Annotated in this window: 16 protein-coding genes and 3 pseudogenes; 9 read left to right on the top strand and 10 right to left on the bottom strand. The window is 68.7% G+C overall.

Annotated features, from left to right (window positions below; genetic code table 11):
* Positions 1 to 42: 42 nt before the first annotated feature.
* The 4 genes and pseudogenes from OG490_RS00340 to OG490_RS00325 form a co-directional block, all read left to right on the top strand.
* Positions 43 to 507, top strand: a pseudogene (locus tag OG490_RS00340) (IS5 family transposase); the annotation flags it as partial.
* Between the two features lie 33 nt (positions 508 to 540).
* Positions 541 to 882, top strand: a complete 342-nt coding sequence (locus tag OG490_RS00335; RefSeq protein ID WP_443065924.1) for an alpha/beta fold hydrolase — start codon at positions 541 to 543, stop codon at positions 880 to 882.
* 658 nt (positions 883 to 1,540) lie between these two features.
* Positions 1,541 to 2,371, top strand: a complete 831-nt coding sequence (locus tag OG490_RS00330; protein ID WP_330294243.1) for an alpha/beta fold hydrolase — start codon at positions 1,541 to 1,543, stop codon at positions 2,369 to 2,371.
* Positions 2,372 to 2,465: 94 nt separating this feature from the next.
* Positions 2,466 to 2,924, top strand: coding sequence for a transposase (locus OG490_RS00325; RefSeq protein WP_330294242.1), 459 nt, complete (start codon positions 2,466 to 2,468; stop codon positions 2,922 to 2,924).
* A 477-nt stretch (positions 2,925 to 3,401) separates the two neighbouring features.
* Here the strand turns inward: OG490_RS00325 and OG490_RS00320 are convergent.
* Both OG490_RS00320 and OG490_RS00315 read right to left on the bottom strand, forming a co-directional pair.
* Positions 3,402 to 3,800: pseudogene (locus tag OG490_RS00320) on the bottom strand (WXG100-like domain-containing protein); the annotation flags it as partial.
* A gap of 258 nt (positions 3,801 to 4,058) precedes the next feature.
* Positions 4,059 to 4,355 (bottom strand): DUF1524 domain-containing protein, encoded by a 297-nt coding sequence (locus OG490_RS00315; RefSeq protein WP_330294241.1) that lies wholly within the window; start codon positions 4,353 to 4,355, stop codon positions 4,059 to 4,061.
* Between the two features lie 18 nt (positions 4,356 to 4,373).
* Here OG490_RS00315 and OG490_RS00310 point away from each other — a divergent pair, with 18 nt between their 5' ends.
* The gene (locus OG490_RS00310; protein WP_330294240.1) at positions 4,374 to 4,955 is read left to right on the top strand and encodes an HNH endonuclease family protein; all 582 of its coding nucleotides are present in this window, start codon (positions 4,374 to 4,376) and stop codon (positions 4,953 to 4,955) included.
* 11 nt (positions 4,956 to 4,966) lie between these two features.
* Here OG490_RS00310 and OG490_RS00305 read toward each other — a convergent pair whose 3' ends face one another.
* The 5 genes from OG490_RS00305 to OG490_RS00285 all read right to left on the bottom strand — a co-directional run bounded on the left by OG490_RS00305 (position 4,967) and on the right by OG490_RS00285 (position 9,114).
* On the bottom strand, positions 4,967 to 5,170 hold the full coding sequence (locus OG490_RS00305; protein WP_330294239.1) for a hypothetical protein: 204 nt from the start codon (positions 5,168 to 5,170) through the stop codon (positions 4,967 to 4,969).
* Positions 5,171 to 5,256: 86 nt separating this feature from the next.
* A complete protein-coding gene (locus tag OG490_RS39050; protein ID WP_443065722.1) occupies positions 5,257 to 5,655 on the bottom strand; it encodes a response regulator transcription factor in 399 nt (132 codons plus the stop codon).
* Positions 5,571 to 6,797 (bottom strand): hypothetical protein, encoded by a 1,227-nt coding sequence (locus tag OG490_RS00295; protein ID WP_330294238.1) that lies wholly within the window; start codon positions 6,795 to 6,797, stop codon positions 5,571 to 5,573. Before OG490_RS00295 ends, OG490_RS39050 begins: the two co-directional genes overlap by 85 nt.
* Positions 6,794 to 7,210, bottom strand: a complete 417-nt coding sequence (locus OG490_RS00290) for a polysaccharide biosynthesis C-terminal domain-containing protein (RefSeq protein ID WP_330294237.1) — start codon at positions 7,208 to 7,210, stop codon at positions 6,794 to 6,796. The genes OG490_RS00295 and OG490_RS00290 overlap by 4 nt, the downstream gene beginning before the upstream one ends.
* Before the next feature lie 299 nt (positions 7,211 to 7,509).
* Positions 7,510 to 9,114 carry an FAD-binding oxidoreductase gene (locus tag OG490_RS00285; RefSeq protein ID WP_330294236.1) on the bottom strand — a complete coding sequence of 535 codons (1,605 nt, stop codon included), beginning with the start codon at positions 9,112 to 9,114 and terminating at the stop codon, positions 7,510 to 7,512.
* A gap of 88 nt (positions 9,115 to 9,202) precedes the next feature.
* Here OG490_RS00285 and OG490_RS00280 point away from each other — a divergent pair, with 88 nt between their 5' ends.
* The 4 genes and pseudogenes from OG490_RS00280 to OG490_RS00265 all read left to right on the top strand — a co-directional run bounded on the left by OG490_RS00280 (position 9,203) and on the right by OG490_RS00265 (position 12,128).
* Positions 9,203 to 9,835: a TetR/AcrR family transcriptional regulator gene (locus OG490_RS00280; RefSeq protein WP_330300722.1), complete on the top strand. Its 633-nt coding sequence runs from the start codon at positions 9,203 to 9,205 to the stop codon at positions 9,833 to 9,835.
* Positions 9,836 to 10,479: 644 nt separating this feature from the next.
* A complete protein-coding gene (locus OG490_RS00275) occupies positions 10,480 to 10,902 on the top strand; it encodes a hypothetical protein (RefSeq protein WP_330294235.1) in 423 nt (140 codons plus the stop codon).
* 54 nt (positions 10,903 to 10,956) lie between these two features.
* Positions 10,957 to 11,154, top strand: a pseudogene (locus tag OG490_RS00270) (transposase); the annotation flags it as partial.
* A gap of 194 nt (positions 11,155 to 11,348) precedes the next feature.
* Positions 11,349 to 12,128: a hypothetical protein gene (locus tag OG490_RS00265; RefSeq protein ID WP_330294234.1), complete on the top strand. Its 780-nt coding sequence runs from the start codon at positions 11,349 to 11,351 to the stop codon at positions 12,126 to 12,128.
* A gap of 258 nt (positions 12,129 to 12,386) precedes the next feature.
* Here the strand turns inward: OG490_RS00265 and OG490_RS00260 are convergent, their stop codons facing one another.
* The 3 genes from OG490_RS00260 to OG490_RS00250 form a co-directional block, all read right to left on the bottom strand.
* Positions 12,387 to 12,992, bottom strand: coding sequence for a DUF5825 family protein (locus OG490_RS00260; protein ID WP_330294233.1), 606 nt, complete (start codon positions 12,990 to 12,992; stop codon positions 12,387 to 12,389).
* Positions 12,989 to 14,839, bottom strand: a complete 1,851-nt coding sequence (locus tag OG490_RS00255) for a RiPP maturation radical SAM C-methyltransferase (RefSeq protein ID WP_330294232.1) — start codon at positions 14,837 to 14,839, stop codon at positions 12,989 to 12,991. The genes OG490_RS00260 and OG490_RS00255 overlap by 4 nt, the downstream gene beginning before the upstream one ends.
* Before the next feature lie 101 nt (positions 14,840 to 14,940).
* The gene (locus OG490_RS00250; RefSeq protein WP_330294231.1) at positions 14,941 to 15,075 is read right to left on the bottom strand and encodes a hypothetical protein; all 135 of its coding nucleotides are present in this window, start codon (positions 15,073 to 15,075) and stop codon (positions 14,941 to 14,943) included.
* Positions 15,076 to 15,420 lie beyond the last annotated feature (345 nt).

The raw sequence follows: 15,420 nt of genomic DNA, 5'->3' as shown, positions 1-15,420 counted from the left end.
ACCCCGCCGAGGGCGCTCGGTCCGGCGCGGTACGCCGGAGACATGGCGAAACGACGCCCGTATCCGAGTGATCTGTCTGATGAGCGTTGGGAGTTGATCGAGCCGGTCCTCGCGGCCTGGCGCTTTGAGCGCCGGGGTCGGGCCTTGGATTTCGGTCGGCCGCCCGAGCGCGATCTGCGCGACATCATGGACGCGATCTTGTATGTCGACCGGACCGGGGTCCAGTGGCGCTACCTTCCGCATGACTTTCCGCACTGGAACACCGTCTACGGGTACTTCGCAAAATGGGCCGACGAGGGCGTGTTCGCCCAGCTCAACGGCATGCTCAGGCAGCTCCTGCGGGAGAAGGAGGCACGCGATGCCGAGCCTTCGGCCTGCGTGATCGACGCCCCGAGCGTCAAGACCTCCACCAGCGTTCACGCTTCCGGCCAGGGCATCGACGCCGGGAAGAAGATCGTCGGCCGGAAGCGGAGCATCGTCACCGACACACTCGGCCTTCTCCTCGCCGCACTGGCCTCCGCCCTCAGCCCTGAGTGGCAGGTGATCGCCCCTGACCAGCGCGGCCACGGCGACTCCCAGCGCGCCCGCGAATACACCCGCGCCGGCTACCTCGCCGACCTCGCCGACCTCCTCGTCCACCGCGGCATCGACCGGGCCGTCTTCCTCGGCCACTGCCCAGGCGCGATCAACGCGTTCCACCTGGCCTCCGAACGCCCCGACCTGGTCGAGGCCCTGATCAACGTCGACACCGCCGTCGACCTGCCTGACCACGGAACCAGCCCCCCCTCGCCTTCGTGCTCGACTTCCCCTATACCGCTGCCACCTGCTAGGAACTGGCCGCCGCCTGCGGACTCCTCACCGCCGTTCTCGGCCCTCTGCTGAGCCCGCTGCCCGGCGACGCCGGCTGGCGGCTGCCTTTCCACCCGCAGGACACCGTCGACTCCGAGAACCTCGTTCACGGCGACCACTGGAAACAGTGGCTCGCCACCGACTGCCCCGCACTCCTCATCCATGGGCTGCGCAGCCAGGTCCTGCCCGCCGAACAGGCCCATGCCATGTGCTCCAGGCGCCCCGGCACGGTCTACCGTCGGCTGGACACCGACCACTTCGTCCAACAGGCCGACCCCGAGGGCTTCGCCATCACGGTCCGGGAGTTCCTCGCGGGGATCTGAACCACCTTGATGACCGGTCCGCCGCACCGGCGCCGGCGGACCAACCGGAAGACCAACCCGGCGTTCTCGCTGTAGGCCCGCGCGTTGTCGGTCGGTACCCGTTCGACGGTGACGCCTGGGGCGCGAACCAGGCGGTCCGTTGCTGGGGCTTCCCCTCAGGGCGAGAACCCCCAGCCCCCAGCCCCTTCGCCTGAGTGAATAGCGCCGTCGAGATCCTCGAACGCCTGGCCTCGAATGCCCGGCGCAGGAGACCAGGTATCCGCCTCGTTCATGACCTCGGAGGTAATGGCCGAGACCTATGGCACCGGGCAAGGATGGTGCCACGCCCCACAGCCACCCCACAGCCGCCCCACGGAAGGACCCCCGTCATGCCGTACTTCGAGTCCACGACCGATCACACCCGCCTGCACTTCGTCGACTACGGTCCGGCGAACGGCCCCGTCATCGCCTTCGTCAACAGCTCCTACCTCAGTACCGAGATGTGGGAGTACCAGATGCTGCCGCTGGCGGCCGAGGGGTTCCGGTGCGTAGGGCTCGACCGCAGGGGACACGGCAGGTCCGAGGACGTCTGGGGCGGCTTCGACCTCGACACGCTGGCCGGGGACCTGGGCTCCCTGCTCGACCACCTGGACCTGCTCGACGTCACGCTGGTCGGGCACTCTTTCGGCACCGTCGAGGTCGTCCGCCACCTGGCCCTCGACGGCGGTGAGCGGGTAGCCCGGGCCGTTCTCGTCAGCGGGGTGGCGCCCGGGCCGGCCCGGTCTTCGGATCACGCCGAGGGACTGGATCCGCAGTTCATCCGCGCGTTCAACGAGACCTTCCAGCAGGACCGCGCCAAGTTCTTCGCCGACGGGGCGGACGCCTTCTTCGCCCGCCACCTCCCGGGCCCGGCGGTGTCGGACGCGTACGTGGCGCACATGGTGGACCTCTGCGGGGGAGCGACGGCACGGGCCGGGACGGCCCTCAACGACCTCCTGCCCTCACTGAACCTCGTACCGGAGCTCGCGAAGATCGACTGCCCGGTCCTCGTGGTGCACGGCTCCGCCGACGCTTCCGCCCCGCTCCACCTCACGGGAGGCCGCGCCGCCGCCCTGATCCCGGGCGCGACACTCCATGTGTACGAGAACGCGGGCCACGGGCTGTTCGCGACCCATGCGGACCGTCTCAACGAAGACCTGCGTGCCTTCGCCCGTAGCTGACTAAACCTGTTTGTCATCCACCAGGACCGGCCGGGTCTGCCGATGGCCTTGAGGGTCTCGGGGCGTTTGACGGTCTTGCCGACGTCGTGGCGGGGTGCCCGGTGTTTGTTCTTGGCGTCGGGTGGCCGCCCGGGGTCGGCGCCTCGGCGCCTCGGGGCTCGGGAACACGGGACGGGGTGAGGTGAGATGTAGGGCTGCCCCCGTTTGTGGACATCTCTTGAGGATCAGATTGTGGGATCCGAGATGGAGGTGTGGTGGTGGGTACTGCCCGGTATTCGGAGGAGTTCAAGCGGGGCGCGGTCGAGCTGGTGTTGTCCACCGGCCGGCCGGCCGGACCGTCGGCTCGGTGGCCAAGGAGCTCGGGGTCAACGGCGAGTCGTTGCGCCAGTGGGTCCACAAGGCCCAGCCCGCGGCCGGCGGGGACGGTGACGCGATGACACCGTCTGAGCGTGAAGAGCTGAAGCGGCTGCGGAAGCAGGTCCGTGAGCTGGAGCTGGAGAAGGGGACTCTCCACAAGGCTGCCCAGTATTTTGCGAAGGAGATGGGTCGTTGACCGGCCGCTGGCGGTTCATCTCTGACCACGATGTGGAGTGCGGCATCCGGCGGCTGTGCAGAATCCTGCAGGTCTCCCGGTCGGGCTTCTACGGCTGACGTCTGGCGGAGCCGGCCCGCACGGCAAGGGCCGAGGCCGAGGTGGCTCTCACGGAGCAGATCCGGATCATTCACGGCACGACTCGAGGCGCCTACGGGGTTCCGCGGGTTACCCGCGAGCTGCGGGAAACCGGCCTCGGGGCGCTGGAGGACCTCGGCTTCACCGGCCTGGACGACGATCCCGACGACCCCGTGATCATCACCGGCCGCAAAGCGACCTGCGGCCATTCCCCTCGGGACCGCCCAGAAGGAAGCGAACAAGCTGATCAGTCGCGAGCGCGCGGCGAACGAGCACGGCTTCGCCGACCTGAAGAACTGGCGGATCCTCATCAAGGTCCGCATGAACGCCCGACACGCGACCACGCTCCTGCGGGCCCCCTGACAGGCCGCCCGTCACCGGGATCAGCGAGAGCGCGATACCGGCTTCGGTGGCGAGGTAGCCCAGCTGGACGAGGGCCGCTGCCTTCATGCCCCCGGCTGCCCCGGCCGCCAGGTCCATAGACCCGCCGATGGTGCGGGCACCTGAGGCGATGTCCTTGAGGTGTTTGCCCTTGACCGTGTTCCAATGCGAGTTGAGCGCCTCGATCGACTCGCCCCTGCCGGAGGACAGCAGACGCTCGACGTGGTTGTTCGCGAGCTGCCCGTCGTCCTCGAGGTCGTCCGCGAACTCCCGGAGCGCGTCCGCCATGTCGCGGTACGCGTCCTCGTCGACGTTGGGCCAGGCCACACCGATCAGATCCAGCGGTGTGTCAGCCCAGTCCGGCACCGTAACAGCCACGCGAAACATCCCCAGGGTCAAGACTGATCATTTAGCCGAACAGTCCTGCCACGTGCCGGGAGGCTTGGGTAATGCCCGCCGACGATCCTCGCACCCGAGAGGTGAAGGAAATGCGGTCAGTACTCCGTCGGCGGGGGAGGCCTGGGCGCCGCTGCCGACGGGCTGGGCCAGGCGGCGGCGCAGGTCGGGGGTGCTCCGCGACAGCCAGGCAAACGTCCGGCATATCGGCCCGCGCTAGGCGTGGGCCGATCGCGGTGATTACGGGGCGGGTTCGTAGACGACGGTGGTGGTGGGGCAGTCCTCCGCGAGGCCGAGGAGGGCCTGGTGCTCGTTCTCATCGACAGCCAGGTCCCAGCGGAGCTTGGTGCCGACCCAAGTCGCTGCGTAAGTGCAGTGGTAGGAGCGGTCCGAGGGCAGCCACTCGGCCGGATCTTTGTCGGCCTTGGACCTGTTGGAGGCGGCGGATACCGCGATCAGGGTGTCCGGGCTGTTCTGGTCGTTCGCGTAGGCCTCGCGCCGTGCCGCCGGCCAAGGCGCCCGTTCAGAATAGAACACCTCGGCCAACGGGACGAGGTGGTCGAAGTCGAGGCGGCCGGCGCCGGTGATGACGAGGTTGTCCTAGGGGCTGCGCCAGGATCCGCCTGTCAGTTTGCACCCAGCCGATACCTGCGGCGACGTCACTGCCTCGGTGAGGATGACTTCCCCCGCGCCGAGGTCATCCTCGAAGAAGCCGTTGAGCGGCCCGAGGTCGCGCCGGGCTGCAAGCTGGCCGGGGAGAAGCGGTTCTCGCCGTACGACAACACCTGGGTCACCGCAGCCTCCGGACTGGACGTCGACCACCTGGTGCCCCTCGCCGAAAGCTGGGACTCCGGCGCCTCTGCGTGGACGGCGAAACGCCGCGAGGCCTACGCCAACGACCTGGCCACACCCACCTCCCTGATCACGGTCACCGCGAAGTCAAATCGCGCGAAGGCAGACAAGGGCCCCGCCGACTGGATGCCTCCGGCCGCAGAGTACGCCTGCACGTACGTGACGGGCTGGGTCGAGACCAAGCTCCGCTGGGGCCTGGCCGCCGACGACCGCGAGCGTGAAGCGCTGCTCGGGCTCGCGGAGGACTGCCCCGGCGCGAACATCTCCTACGAGATCGCACCGTAGACGGTCCCGGTTCAGGCCAGGCGGGATCCGATACGGAAGCGCATCTCGCCTGCGGCCCGGCGGACATCCTGGGGCTGCTCGTAGACTTCAGGCAGCCCCAGGAGCACCATGACCGACCGCGCCTCGTTGGCGCTGATCAGCTTCAGGCGCGGCTCGGTGACCCCGTCAAGAAGCACGTCCAGCAGCTCCAACGTCTCTTCCGTCATCTCTTCCATGCCGGGAACAACGTGAGACAGGCCCGTACGTCATCTGACGACACGGACGTCATGACCTCACGGCGTCTGCCTGTTCCATCGGGTGTTCACGAGTGCCCTTGGCTTGCCGCGTCCGGAGCTGTTGGTGATCGCTTCCCGTTTGCCGGGTGATCGGTTCCCACCCGGACTGCCCTGGTAGAGAACATCAACACTGTGGGGAGAGGCAACCGCCGGGGCGCTCGCTCCTGGCCGACGAAGCCGGATTCCCAGGTCCAAGCGGCGATCTCGACCCGGTTCCGGGCATCCAACTTGTCCTGCACGTTCCCCAAGTGGGTCTTCACCGTGCCCACGGCAATGGACAGTTGGGCAGCGATTTCCGCATGGGTGCGCCCTCGGGCCACCAGGCGCGCGAGGTCCAGTTCTAGCCTGTGGGTTCTTGAAGTTCTGCCAGTAGTGCCGGCACGGACCGTCGGGTGGCTTTCTTTCCGGCGTACAGGAACGGCCATTGGGGGCCGTTGAAGTGGCCGGGTACCAGGCCCAGGCGCTTGCACAGCCCGCGGCCGACGGGGAACGCGGCGGTCAGCAGGCCGAGGAAGTCGTTGAAGCCCGGGGTTCCCGTTGCGAACGGGCTGAAGGTGAGCCAGGAGTCCAGGCTCGCGACGGCTGCGGATGTTGCTTCATCCGCTGTCCAGTGGCGTCCCAGTTCGGACAGTGCCAGCCCTGGGAAGCCGGCCTGTGCGAGTTGGTCGGCGAGTTCCCGGGCGACCTCAACGTTCGCTGCGGTGATTCCCTGGGATTTGACCCGCTCGCAGACCGCAGCCGTCCAGGCCACCAGCGTGGTGTGCTCCTGGGTTCCGACGAATTTCCCGATGTCGGTCCGGTTTGTCTCGATGCTGCGCAGGACGTCCAGCAGTTGCCCGGTGACCTCGGCGAGATTGACGGGGACCGCCTCGTCACCGGCCTGCGCAGGGTGTGGCAGGTGCGGTAACTGAGGTGGACACGACATGGAGGCGATCCGGGTGATGAACTCACGGTCGGTCCTGCGCATCAGGAAGGGAACGTCGGCGTCCGATTCGCGGATCGCGTGGCCGTGGTTGTACGCGTCACGGAGCACTGCGATGACCTGTCGGCGCGGATCGTCGCCGCCGAATCTCCGTGCCGTCTCCAGCGTGCCGGGCGGGATGACTTGCTCGGCCTCTCCCGAAGCCAGCAGCCGCTCCCACTCCAGGGTGCCTTCCCGGTCCTCCTCGACCGCTGCCTCCGCGAACGCCCACCCCTGCTCGTCCTCGGCCGCCACGACACGCCGCAGGCTGCGGTCCGAGATCGCCAGGTCGTCCTCCATCATGCTACGGATCGCCCCATCGACCGCGGTGTCCCACCGTGCCCCGGCCCACGGGTGGGCATCGCGCGCTTCGCGGTCGATCAGCCACTTGCGCCGCGCGACGATCCTGATGTGCCCCTTCTCTACATGCTTGACGAAGCCGGCTGGCGTGATCCGGCAGTCCGGATCCTGCAGAAGCGCGCTGGACGGCGCCCACAGCGTCAGCGGCTTGCTGGCCGCCAGCATCCTGTGCAGTTCCCCGTACCCTGGGGCGCCCAGCTCGCTGATATGGCAGAACGTCGCGAACCGTGCCGGTGTGGACGTCATTGGGCCACCACTTCCCTTGAGTACGCGTCAGGTGCCGCAGGGTCGTAGACCCCGTCGGACAGTCCGGTGATCTGCAATACGGCGGAGCCGTCGTTACGCACAGCGTGGGAAACCATGGGCGGCACCTCGATCAGCACTGCCCCGTGCCCCTCGAACCCCCGGCTGTGCACAGGCGTTCCCTCGCTGCCCTCATCCCAGTGAGCCGACCACGCGCCCTGATGCACAACGATCAGCAGCTCGCGTCGCGCCCGGTGAAAGTGGTTCCCGCGCACGCCCCCGGGCACAAGCGTCGTCACATGCACATCTACGGATCCGCCGGCCGACCCGAGCCAGGTGGCAGGCAGCGCAAAACTGCTCCCCCGCTCATCTCCGCCGTCCGGCAGTACATGAAAAATCAGACTGTTCAGGCCCATTTCCACAGCCTGACAGGTCAGGCCCGCCCAAGAGAGCGGAACCCCGGACCCGCTCGGTCTCCGCAGCCACGCCGGGCATTCTCTGCCACAGGGATTGCCAGACCTTCTTCACACGGGCGTACGGCTCAGCCGACCGTCAGCCACCACCGCTCAACTCATAGGGGTGAGCGGAGCGTTGTGGTGACCGGCCCCCCGCCGCCCAGTATCCGCTGGGGCCGGCACCCCGCACCCGCGGTGACCGACAGCGAAGCGAGCGGTGCGCTCGGCGGCCCCTCCGGTGTCCGCGCCGACGACGCCGTTCAGTCCACGAGTACGCCGGGGTTGAGGATGCCTCGCGGATCGAGTGCGCCCTTCGCGGCCCGCAGCGCGAGGGCGAAGGGCTCGGGGCGCTGGCGGTCGTAGCCGGGTCGGTGGTCCCGGCCGACGGCGTGGTGGTGGGTGATCGTGGCCCGGTGGCGGTGCAGGACCTCGGCCGCGACGGCCTTGAGGTCGTCCCAGACGGAGTCCTCCCCACCGGGCCGGCCGGCTGCGAGGACGGTGAAGTAGGGTGCCGCGCCGTCCGGATAGACATGCGTGAGGCGGCAGTTGACGGTAGCGGGATGTCCGGTGGCCTTGACTGCCGCGGCGGCGACCTCGGTACGTACGGCGTCGATCAATCCAGGGATCCGGTCCCAGGTAGCTGCCGTCTCGAAGGTCTCCGCGACTGCGCCCATCCTGGCGAGACCATCGCGGAGGTAGGGCATCCGCAGGAAGGCGGAACGCCAGGCGCTTACGGCCGCGTCGCCACCGGGGCCCCCGTTCGCGCCGGCCGCGCTGTCGTGACGGCCTCCGTGTGAGCGGGTCAGGGCGAGGGCCCGTTCGAGCCGGGCGGTCACCGGTTCGTCGGCCGACTCGAACCCCAGGACCAGCACGGCGGAGCGGTCCTGGGCGGCGCCCGACAGCGCGGCCTCGCCGGCGTCCAGCAGACGGCAGTTGGCGGGGGAGAGGTCGGACTGGGCGATGGTGCGCACCGCCCGGAGCGCGTCGGGGAAGCCGGCGAAGAAGACCGCGGCGGAAGCCTTGTGCCGGGGGCGTTCCTGGAGTCGGACCCACGCCTCGGTGATGACGCCGAGAGCCCCTTCAGAGCCCAAGAACAGCCGGTCGTGGGAGGGGCCCGCCCCGGAGGCGGGCAGCCGCCAGGAGCTGCTCGTGCCGGCCGGGGTGACCACGTGCAGCGCCTGCACGAAGTCGTCGATGTGCGTGCGGCCGGTGGCGTAGTGACCGCCGGCCCGGGTGGCGAGCCAGCCCCCCAGGGTGGAGAACTCGAAGCTCTGCGGGAAGTGCCGCAGGGTGAGGCCGTGGGGCCGCAGTTGGTTCTCCAGGATCGGCCCGAGCGTGCCGGCCTGGATTCGGGCGGCCCGGCCCTCGGTGTCGACTTCCAGGACTCTTCTCATGGAGGTCAGGTCGAGGGACAGCACTGCCCGGTGGGCGTCCCCCCTGTACTCCACGCCCCCGGTGACCGAAGAACCCCCGCCGTACGGGACGACAGCGACTTGCCGGTCGCTGGCCCACTCCAGCAGGTCGGCCACGCCCCGGTCGTCCGTCGGGCGGGCTACGAGATCGGGGATGCGGCCGGGCCGCCCCCGCAAAGCCCGCACCACGTCGCGGTACGCCTTTCCCATGGCGTGGGCGGCACGGTCCCCGGGGTCGGCGGTTACCAGGTGGGCAAGGCTTCGCGGAGGTTCCACGGCGGGATCTGCCATGTCCAGGTCGCGGACGCGGGGCACGGGGATCGGGCGAGCGAGGGTGCCGGGGAGCAGGGCGCCCATCGCGGTGCATTCCGCGTCGTCGGGATGAGCGTCCTCCCAGCCCCAGCCCCACCAGGAGCGGGTACGGGACGTCGACTGCGTGGTGCTGCCGGCCATGGATGCTCTCCAGAGGTCGCAGGAATTTACCTAGAGGTAAATTACCTACTGATAATATCGGCGCATGGCAACCCCGATGGCAACCCCGATGACAACCCCACCGTCGAAAGCCGGCACCAAAGGAGTCCCGCGGGAGAACCGTCGCCGGCAGATGCTGGAGGCCGCCACGGAGGAGTTCGGCACCCGCGGCTACGCGGCTGCGTCACTCCCCGCGATCGCCGCCCGCGTGGGCGTCACCAAGACGCTGCTGCACCAATACCTCGGCACCAAGGAGGATCTGTACATCGCCTGCCTGGAGCCCATCGGGGACCGGCTCCTGGAAGCCATCCGGACGGCGACGGGCGCCGACGGGACCGCGCCGCACACGCCACTGCGCGTACTCCACAGCATCTTCAGCGCACTTGAGGGGCGACGAGAGGCGTGGTTCGTGCTGTACGACACCACCCTGCCGCCCGGCGGCCAGGCCGCGCACCGGGCATCGGAGTACTGGTCGGCCATCGACCGGCTCGCCGCCGACGGCACCGCCGAACTGCTGCACATGGCCGGATCCACCGACCCGCTGGACGCCGACGCGCTCAAGTACGTCTGGCGGGACCTGGTCGCCACCCTCGTCCGCTGGTGGGTCAAGCACCCGGAGCAGACCCCGGAGGCCATGACGCAGCGCTGCTCCCGCCTCTTCGCGGTCGCCGCCACGCTCGCCTCCGGCAGTCACCGCGGCTGAAGTCGGGTGGCCGTCCGGCCACCGGGCCTCCGTGTCGCGGCAGGTCCGCCCCGGGAGGTGACCGGTGCATATGGACGCATCACGCAGGGCCTGGTTCATGGTCAGCGTTGTCGTCGCCGTCATTGTCTTGGACCTCGCGGCCATCATCCTGATGAACGCCGTCGGATCTTGACTGTGTGACGCCCGCCGGCGCCGCATCGGAGCCGGCGTTCCAGCGGGCCGGCTGCGGCGCACCAGTCGTACGACCGGACCGGCTCAGGCGCGGTTGGTGTCGACTCGTTGTCTTGCGGGCCTATCGGTGTCGGTCTGAACCAGGGGTAGCGGCCTCCGGCCAATTGGCGTCCGCCGATGTGCTCCACGCCTGAGAGCGGAACGGGGCCGGTCCCGCTGTCCCCTGCGGTTGACGAGCCATGTTCACCGCATCTGCGGAGCAACCGAAACGAGCCGAGGTCGCCGCCGGGGTGGAACGGCGCCGACCTGTGCGCGGCTACAGTCGGGCCCTCCGGCAACCGCCGGCAGCACTCACCGTGGAAGCTGTCGAGCGGCATGCGTCGAGGCAAGGGTGTTGCCACGCACCCCGATCGCGCAGGCCGTCCCCGGCCCTTTGCGGACGACAGAACGAGGGACAAGGAGCGATCCCGAAGATGAAGACGAAAACCCAGTTGGTACTGGGCACCGCACTACTGCTCCTGGCCGCCATGACGGCCACCAGCGGCTCTGCCGCTGCCCAGGCGGCGGGGGCGGTTGCCCCGACCGGACACACGGTCCGGCTGACAGGTCACTGGACCGAGTCCGTCGACGCGAACCGCCCGGGAATCACCCACTACATCGAGAAGCTGACCTTCACCGCGGACGGCCGCTTCGAGCAGATCAACAACGTGATCTGCAACCTGGACAACTGCCCCATGTTCAAGATCGGCTTAAACACGGGCACTTACCGCACGGAGGGAAGGGCCATCCACCTCGACGGGAACCTCTCGGACCTCCATGGCGCCGCTCGGAGCAGCAACACCATCGTCCTCGACAAGCACGTCCTTCACCGCACGGCGGCCGGCGGTTCGAAGTAGCTCCTTGGCCTTGGGAGGAGTTGCGTCCGGTGGGCGCCCGCGCAGGGGGCACAGCGGGGCATCACGCACCGGATCGCCCGCAAGGGAGTGGAGTCCTCGCAACGACCGGGCCGCCACCGCTGGACCGTAGAGCGCACCATGGCCTGGCTCGCCGGCTGCCGCCGCCTCCACCGACGCTACGAACGCGAAGCCGACCACTTCCTCGCCTTCACCAGCATCGCCTGCACACTCGTCTGCTGCCGCAGGCTCTGCGGGGCACGTTCAAGTGCCCCCCACGGGGTACAGCCGGACGGGGGACGTAGGTGCCACGGTGCGAGGGCGTGCGGGAGGCGGCTGTCAGGCCCTTGACCAGGTGCCGCTTCGAAGGAGGATGGGGGGAAGGTAGCGGGTCTGCGTGGTGAAGTGTGGGCCACTGACAACTCCGACAGCAGGGAGCGTTTCTTCCGATGACCGCACAGCCCGCACGCCCTGAGCGCAGCGGTCCCAAGACCACCTCGGTCATGGATGTCTCGCCGTTCAAGCCTTCTCTCGTCAAAGCGGTCTTCAGGGACGAGACCCCGATGCACGTCTCTCGGTCGGCCGCGTGGGCCGCCGCGTCGGTGACGCGGACAGTGCTGACGGAGATAATCAACGGCGCGCGGAGAGCGGCGGCGGAGGAAGCCCGGAAGAAGCTGATTCCCGGGGACCTGATCGCGGCGATCAGCCGGAACGTCGAGCTAGAGGTCGCAGACGCGTGGTACCACCACAGCCCGACGTTTCATGGCCTGACCGGCGTCGTGTACGACGCCGAAGGCGTCATCGTGCCTTCTCCCAAGCGCAGCAGGTCGCGCAAACCGAGTGCTGTGGTCGGCGCCCACAGGTTCGAGGCAGGAGTCAGGAAGCTGCTGCGGAGCCAGGGAACGGCGGCCGTCCCGGCGTTGGTCCGCGACCTGGACGGAATCGCGAGCGTGTTCCTGACGGACCTCGCCCGGGACGCGGCCATGGTCGTCCGCGAGGGCGGGATCCAACGCTTCGGTACGGTCACCCTAGTGATGTCGAGCGAACCGGTCCCACCCTCGTTCCTCAAGGATTCCCTCCGGGTCCAACCCGCCCGCAGGGGGGACGGACGGACCATCGGCAGGGATGACATCCTGGCCGCCACCACGATCCAGTTGTTCGGCGGCAACCTCAGGCAGCGAGCGCTCACTGAGGCACGCGAGGCGACACAGAACGCTTCGGCCAGCTGAGCGGGTGCGACCAACATCGCCGTCTGCACGCTCATCTGCTACCGCAGACTCGCCAGATGAAACGACCTCTGAGGGCCTTCGAAATCTTGTCCCAGTCCTGCCGGGCCGCGTAACGGAACGAGGCCCGCAGCAGGTGAACGACAGCGCTGCTGTCGGGAACCCCAGAGGCGCCGGGGCAGGTTCAGGCCCAGTCCCAGGCCCAGCCCTGCACAAGGGCGTGCGGATCCTGATCCGGCATCGCACCGTCCAACACCCCGGTCAGAGAGCGGAGTAGGGGATCGGCCACCGCCGTAGCCGGGTGGTGAGGAGCACGGCGGAGCCGTCGCACACCGCGGCGAAGTCGTGTTCCAGGAAGGACGCCAGCTGATCCGCCAGGCCTTCGTCGGTGATCTCCTCGACCGTTCGCGGGGAGGACAGCAGGACGACGAGGGCGAGTTCGGGTGCTTCGTCGAGGACGGTCCGGGACGGGGGCCGGCCCTGGCGGGTGTCCTTGACCAGGCGGAATCCCGGTCCTTCTCGCAGGTGCAGGTAGGAGCCGGGGTGGAGGGCCTGCCAGGTTCTGGCCGCCTCGGAGTCCGCGGTCATCGGTGGCGACAGATGGGCGCAGGCAGCGGCGACCGCCGGTGGGAGGTCCACGACCCCGCCCCAGTCGACCGCGATCAGTGCGCTGGCTGCCCGGCGGAGGAAGTCCACGAACTCGCAGAACACGACTCCGGCATCGGGGGCGAGGCGGACCGGGGCGGGCACACGGATGCGGGTGACGCCGAGGTCGTCCCGGAGCCGGTGCAGTTCGGTGAGCGGGGGGAGGGCGGTGAGCCGGACGGTGACGTCGGCGTCCCCGGCCGTGCCGGTGCCGTGGTTCACGCGGGGGCCCCGTTCGTCGTCGTGGGGGTCAGGCTGCCGCCGATCTTCCACGGCACGCGCTCCGCCCGCGTCGGCAGGGCGACGAGCCAGCCGTCGTCCTCGAAGACCAGGCCCTGGGAGCGCCAGGAGGACAGGAAGGAAAGAGCCGACGGAGACAGCGCGGTGAGTCTGCGAGGGCGGAGAAGCTCTGTGAACGCCTCGGCCTCGGGGTTCCCCATCGGGATCGTCCGCGGCGGCCAGCCGGACCGGCGGTCTTCGATGTTCACCCCGTCCGCCGTTCGACGCCAGGTCAGGCTGCTGGAGGCGTAGGCACTGCGCCAGATCTCCAAAGCTTCATGGAGGGATCTCTCGAGCGCCGATCCGATCCCCTCCGGGTCGCTGTCGTACATGTAGACCAGATCGCGGAGTTCGGCATCCGGCAGCTCGTAGATGTGGTGGTAGTACCAGGCCGGACGGCGGTTGGAGAAGCCGATCTCGGGGCGGTCGAAGTTGGGGCTGAACCGTTCGAGGGCGAGGCGGGACCCGCCGCCCGGCGGCTGGAGGTGGACGAGGGCCGGGAACTGGTCGATCATCGCCTGGTAGTCGGCGTCCCGCTCACCGGGGAACCCGTAGAGGTAGTTCCAGGACATGGTCAGGTTGCGTTCCTCGCCCTCGCGTAGGAGCCGTATGTTCTGGGCGCCGCTCACGCCTTTGTCCATGAGGTTCAGAACCCGGGAGCTGAGGCTCTCGATGCCCGGCTGGACGTGGTTGACCCGGGCCGCAGCGAGCGCGTCGAGGTGTTCCACCCGCAGGTTCGACTTGATCTCGTAGTGGATCCGCAGGTCCCAGCCGGTGTCCGCCAACCGCGGAAGGAAGCTGGTGAAGTACCCCATGTCGATGATGTTGTCCGCCATCACGATGTCGAGCACCTGGTGGCGCTCGACCATGCGGCGCACCGTCTCGGCCATCCGGTCCGCGTCCTTGGAGCGGAAGGCCATGCCCGAGCCGTTCAGTCCGCAGAACGTGCAGTGGTGCTTCTCGCCCCACCAGCATCCGCGAGAGGACTCCAGGACGAGCTTCGGCTCGATGAAGGCCGCGAGCGGCGAGGTGGCCAGGAAGTCGAAGTAGTGGTCGAAGTCGGGCTCGGGGACCTTCGAGACGGGAGTCAGACTTCTGCGCATCGCGGTGATGCGCGGGCCTTCGGGAGTACGCCGGCACAACCCCGGGACGAGGTCCAGGGCCTGGGAACCGGGCGCCTCGATCCCGTCCAGCAGGGCGCCGAATGCGTCCTCGCCCTCGCCCCGGACGACGAAGTCGAGGAAGGGGTGGTTGCGGAAGATCGCGGCGCCCTGGACGTCGTCACAGTTCGCGCCGCCCATCACGGTCAGGATCCGGGGGGCGAGGCCTTTGAGTCGTTTGGCCAGGGCCAAGCTCGCCACGTTCTGGGCAAAGGTAGAGGTGAATCCGACGAGGTCGTAGCCGGTCTCGGTGATCTGGGCCGCGAGCATGTCGATGAAGCCGTCCGCGTGTTCGGCGTACGCGGCCGCGATGGCGACGTCCGCTCCGAGCTCGGCGGCCCTGTCCAGGTACGCACGTCCGCCGTCGGGTCGGACCGTCCCGTAGAGCGCCTCGGCGAACACCCATTCCCCCAGGCCGACCATGAAGCCCTCGTCACCCACCTCGGTGTACGAGCTCGGAGTCAGTTTCGGGTCGCGCTCCATGCAGTACTCGGCCCACAGCATGTTCGCGCACAAGACGTCCACGTCATGGCCGAACCGCCAGCGGTCGCTCGTCTGCTTGAGGACCCCCAGCGCGAGCGAAGGATGGTCCAGCGCCGCCCACGGCATGTTGACGAGCAGGACCCGCATCGTGCGTCACCCTCTCCCCGGAGTGGTAAGTGTCCGACCGGGTTCATGATCGCCCGGCCGGACACCGTGCCGGAAACCGGCTTTCAGATCGCCTCGCGCCGCTACTCGGTGGCGGTAACGGCCTTGACATCACCGTCCGCATCGGGCTCGGCAGCCGCCTTCGCCAGCCGGGTACGAATGATGATGAGGTTCGCGGCCTGCACCGGTGCGGCATCCTGCATTTCTGTCCGCTTCATGTGATCACCTCCTTCGCGATGCTCGACTTGCCCTGGACGCGCCGACCGGGCCGGCCCGCCGTCGATGCGGTCAGTTGCCGCGTGTGGTGAAGGCGATCCTTTCCGGAGGGCCGAAATCCGGACACCAGGAAGGAGCCGTGAGGAGTGGTTGCAGCACCATGAGAGCCCCCGTGGCTACGCGATCAACAGCACACAGAACAAACGTCATCGAACTCAATTGCCGTGAGGCTAGCCAGGGTGGTGACAAGCGTCAATGGTGATGTGCCGAGCCCTTTTACCAGGTCGCACGGGGTGAGCGGGGAGGCGGCGGGTCCGCTTTCGGGCGGCACCGTGAACGCTTCCAGG

Origin of the sequence: Streptomyces sp. NBC_00503, assembly GCF_036346895.1 — a bacterium.
Lineage (GTDB): Bacteria > Actinomycetota > Actinomycetes > Streptomycetales > Streptomycetaceae > Streptomyces.
This window is presented reverse-complemented; position numbering and strand designations above follow the sequence as displayed.

Coding starts and splice junctions, on each gene's coding strand:
- OG490_RS00290 (WP_330294237.1), bottom strand. CDS start 7,210: ATGGGCCTGAACAGTCTGATTTTTCATGTACTGCCGGACGGCGGAGAT.
- OG490_RS00285 (WP_330294236.1), bottom strand. CDS start 9,114: ATGGCCGGCAGCACCACGCAGTCGACGTCCCGTACCCGCTCCTGGTGG.
- OG490_RS00295 (WP_330294238.1), bottom strand. CDS start 6,797: ATGACGTCCACACCGGCACGGTTCGCGACGTTCTGCCATATCAGCGAG.
- OG490_RS00305 (WP_330294239.1), bottom strand. CDS start 5,170: ATGGAAGAGATGACGGAAGAGACGTTGGAGCTGCTGGACGTGCTTCTT.
- OG490_RS00275 (WP_330294235.1), top strand. CDS start 10,480: ATGAAGACGAAAACCCAGTTGGTACTGGGCACCGCACTACTGCTCCTG.
- OG490_RS39050 (WP_443065722.1), bottom strand. CDS start 5,655: ATGGCCGTTCCTGTACGCCGGAAAGAAAGCCACCCGACGGTCCGTGCC.
- OG490_RS00265 (WP_330294234.1), top strand. CDS start 11,349: ATGACCGCACAGCCCGCACGCCCTGAGCGCAGCGGTCCCAAGACCACC.
- OG490_RS00330 (WP_330294243.1), top strand. CDS start 1,541: ATGCCGTACTTCGAGTCCACGACCGATCACACCCGCCTGCACTTCGTC.
- OG490_RS00250 (WP_330294231.1), bottom strand. CDS start 15,075: ATGAAGCGGACAGAAATGCAGGATGCCGCACCGGTGCAGGCCGCGAAC.
- OG490_RS00255 (WP_330294232.1), bottom strand. CDS start 14,839: ATGCGGGTCCTGCTCGTCAACATGCCGTGGGCGGCGCTGGACCATCCT.
- OG490_RS00280 (WP_330300722.1), top strand. CDS start 9,203: ATGACAACCCCACCGTCGAAAGCCGGCACCAAAGGAGTCCCGCGGGAG.